This window comes from Roseitalea sp. (assembly GCF_984466335.1).
Window position 1 is genome coordinate 1 of the sequence record NZ_CFIFWG010000238.1, and the last position, 2747, is coordinate 2747.

Annotated in this window: 3 protein-coding genes; all 3 read left to right on the forward strand. The window is 66.4% G+C overall.

Annotation, left to right across the window (positions count from 1 at the left end; genetic code table 11):
- The coding region (locus AC5E6L_RS14970; protein WP_491774368.1) for an NAD(P)H-hydrate dehydratase at positions 1-291 on the forward strand (291 nt) is incomplete at its 5' end.
- Positions 292-399: 108 nt separating this feature from the next.
- Positions 400-1683, forward strand: coding sequence for an N-acetylmuramoyl-L-alanine amidase (locus AC5E6L_RS14975; RefSeq protein WP_491774371.1), 1284 nt, complete (start codon positions 400-402; stop codon positions 1681-1683).
- Between the two features lie 158 nt (positions 1684-1841).
- Positions 1842-2747, forward strand: a 906-nt coding sequence (locus tag AC5E6L_RS14980; RefSeq protein WP_491774373.1) for a transglycosylase domain-containing protein, incomplete at its 3' end; no start/stop codon positions are given.

The window sequence follows — 2747 nt, forward strand, 5'->3', positions numbered from 1 at the left end:
TCCGGCGCGATCATGCTCTACAAGGGGCCGGACACGGTCATTGCCGCGCCCGACGGCCGGGCGGCGATCAACGCCAACGCCACCGCGGCGCTGGCCACGGCGGGCTCGGGCGATGTGCTCGCCGGCATCATCGCCGGCCTTGCCGGCCAGTCCATGCCCGCGTTCGAGGCGGCTTGCGCTGCGGCGTGGCTGCACGCCGAGGCGGGCAAGCGGGCCGGACCGCATGCCGTCGCCGAGGACCTGGTTTCGGCGCTTGCGCCGGTGCTGTCCGGGGTGGCCGATCCGGGCTGACGCGAAGGGCCGTCCGCGCGCCGATTTGCGTGGCCGGAAAGATGCGGTTAACCATGACGGACCTATGGTTTGGGCCATGGCGCAAGACAGGACCGAGGCGGGGCCGTGATGGACGAGCCGGGGCAGGGCGCGGAAGGCTTCATGCCGGCGGGCGCGATGCGCTCTCTGGCCATGCGCCTGTGCGCGGCCCTTGCGGTCGTTCTGGCCACGACCTTGTCCGGCCTTGCCGCGTTCGACGCGCCGGTCGCCATCGACGTGCGCGCGGTCGGCGACGAGCGGGCCACGCGGATCATCATCAGCTTCGACCGGCCGGTTGCGGTCGATCACAAGCTCCTCGATCACCCTTATCGGCTCGTGCTCGACCTCGAACGCGTCGGCTATGGCTTCGAATTGGCGGACGATGCCTTTTCCGGCCTCGTCGCGGCGATGCGCTATGGAGACATGAGCCAGGACGCCTCCCGCATGATCTTCGAGGTCGGCGCGCCGTTCGAGGTGGTCGAGTTGTCGAACAGTTCGACAAACGGTTTGTACAGGCTCGTCATCGATGTGCGCAAGGCCGATGAGGCGGTGTTTCAAAGGGCCATGATCAATACGATGGCGACCGGCTCGATCATCGCCCGCGCCTCGAAGGCCGACCGCCTCGGCGCCGTGCCGCTGGCCGCCGCGCCCGCCGGCGGCTCGTTCACGGTCGTGCTCGATGCCGGCCATGGCGGCATCGACAGCGGCGCCATCGGCCTGGGTGGAACGCGCGAGAAGGACATCGCCCTGAAGTTCGCGCGCCAGATGCGCGCCGAACTGGAAAGATCGCCCGGCGTGCGCGTCGTGATGACCCGCGACGACGACATCTTCATTCCTCTCGACGAGCGCGTGCGGTTCGCCCGCCAGCACGATGCCGACCTGTTCGTCTCGCTGCATGCCGATTCGGTACGCCAGTCCCATGTGCGTGGCGCGACGGTCTACACGATCTCCGACAGGGCATCGGATGCCGTGGCCGCCGAGATCGCCGAGGCGGAGAACCTGTCCGATTCGATCGCGGGTATCGTTCACGAGGATGAGCGCGGCCCCGTCACCGACATTCTGGTCGACCTGGCGCGCCAGGAAACGCTCCGCTTTTCGGTGCAGTTCGCCCGTCTCGCCGTTTCGCATATCTCCAGGGAGTATCGAATCAACACCAACCCGCACCGGTTCGCCGGCTTTCGCGTCTTGCGCGCGCCGGATGTGCCTTCCGTGCTGGTGGAACTCGGCTTTCTGTCCAACCGGGAGGACGAAAAGCTTCTGAACCGCGCCGAATGGCGCGCTGGCCTGGCCGCGGAACTGTCCGCCGCGGTCATTGAGTTCGCCGCGCTTTCCGGTCGCCGGCTCGTTGTCGAAACCGCCGGTTCGACGAACTGAACGGCTCGCCGGAACGTCGGGACGCTGAAATGCTCTGGGGCCTGCGGGGTGGCGTTCGCCATGTTGCTGTCGCATTGTCCCCGCACCGCTGAGTCTCGGCTTGGGGATGGGCCGCGTCGGCGCCTCCGGGCGACGGCGGAAAACGATAGGCGAGAACCATGATTCGCTTGATGGGTTATTTTTTCGGGATCGGGATCGCGGGCTTCCTGCTCGTTGCGGCGGCGGCGGTCGTCTATATCGGCAATCTGGCCGAGGATCTGCCCGATTACGAGGTGCTGGCGCGCTACGAGCCGCCGGTGACGACGCGCATATACTCGGTGGACGGCCAGTTGATGGGCGAGTTCGCGCGTCAGCGCCGCCTTTTCCTGCCCATCCAGGCCGTCCCGGACCGCGTCAAGGCCGCTTTCCTTTCGGCCGAGGACAAGAATTTCTACAACCACCCCGGCGTCGACTTCCTGGCGCTTGCGCGGGCCATGGCCACAAATGTCGACATTGTCCTTAGCGGCGACAGTCGGCGGTTTGTCGGCGGCTCGACCATCACCCAGCAGGTGGCCAAGAACTTCCTTCTGACATCGGACCGCACGATCGACCGCAAGGTCAAGGAAGCGCTGCTCGCATTCCGCATCGAGCAGGCCTACTCCAAGGATCGCATCCTTGAACTCTATCTGAACGAGATCTTCTTCGGCGCCGGCGCCTACGGCATCGCCGGCGCCGCGCTGACCTATTTCGGCAAGGCGGTCAACGAGCTCGATCTGCACGAGGCCGCCTATCTGGCCGCGCTCCCCAAGGCGCCGTCCAACTATCATCCGTTCGACGACACCGAGGCCGCCATCGGCCGGCGCAACTGGATCATCGACCGCATGGTCGAGAACGGCTATGTGACCCACGAGGTGGCCGAGATCGCAAAGAGCGAGCCGCTCGGGGTCAATTTCCGCCGCTCGGGCGCGCTCGTTTTCGCCTCCGAATATTTCACCCAGGAAGTGCGCCAGCAGATCATCGAGCGCTACGGCAATGATGCGCTCTACGAGGGCGGCCTTGCGGTGCGCACGACGCTCGATCCGACG

Bases quoted from the DNA above. Each gene is read 5' to 3' on its own strand.
- AC5E6L_RS14975 (WP_491774371.1), top strand. From the start codon at position 400: ATGGACGAGCCGGGGCAGGGCGCGGAAGGCTTCATGCCGGCGGGCGCG.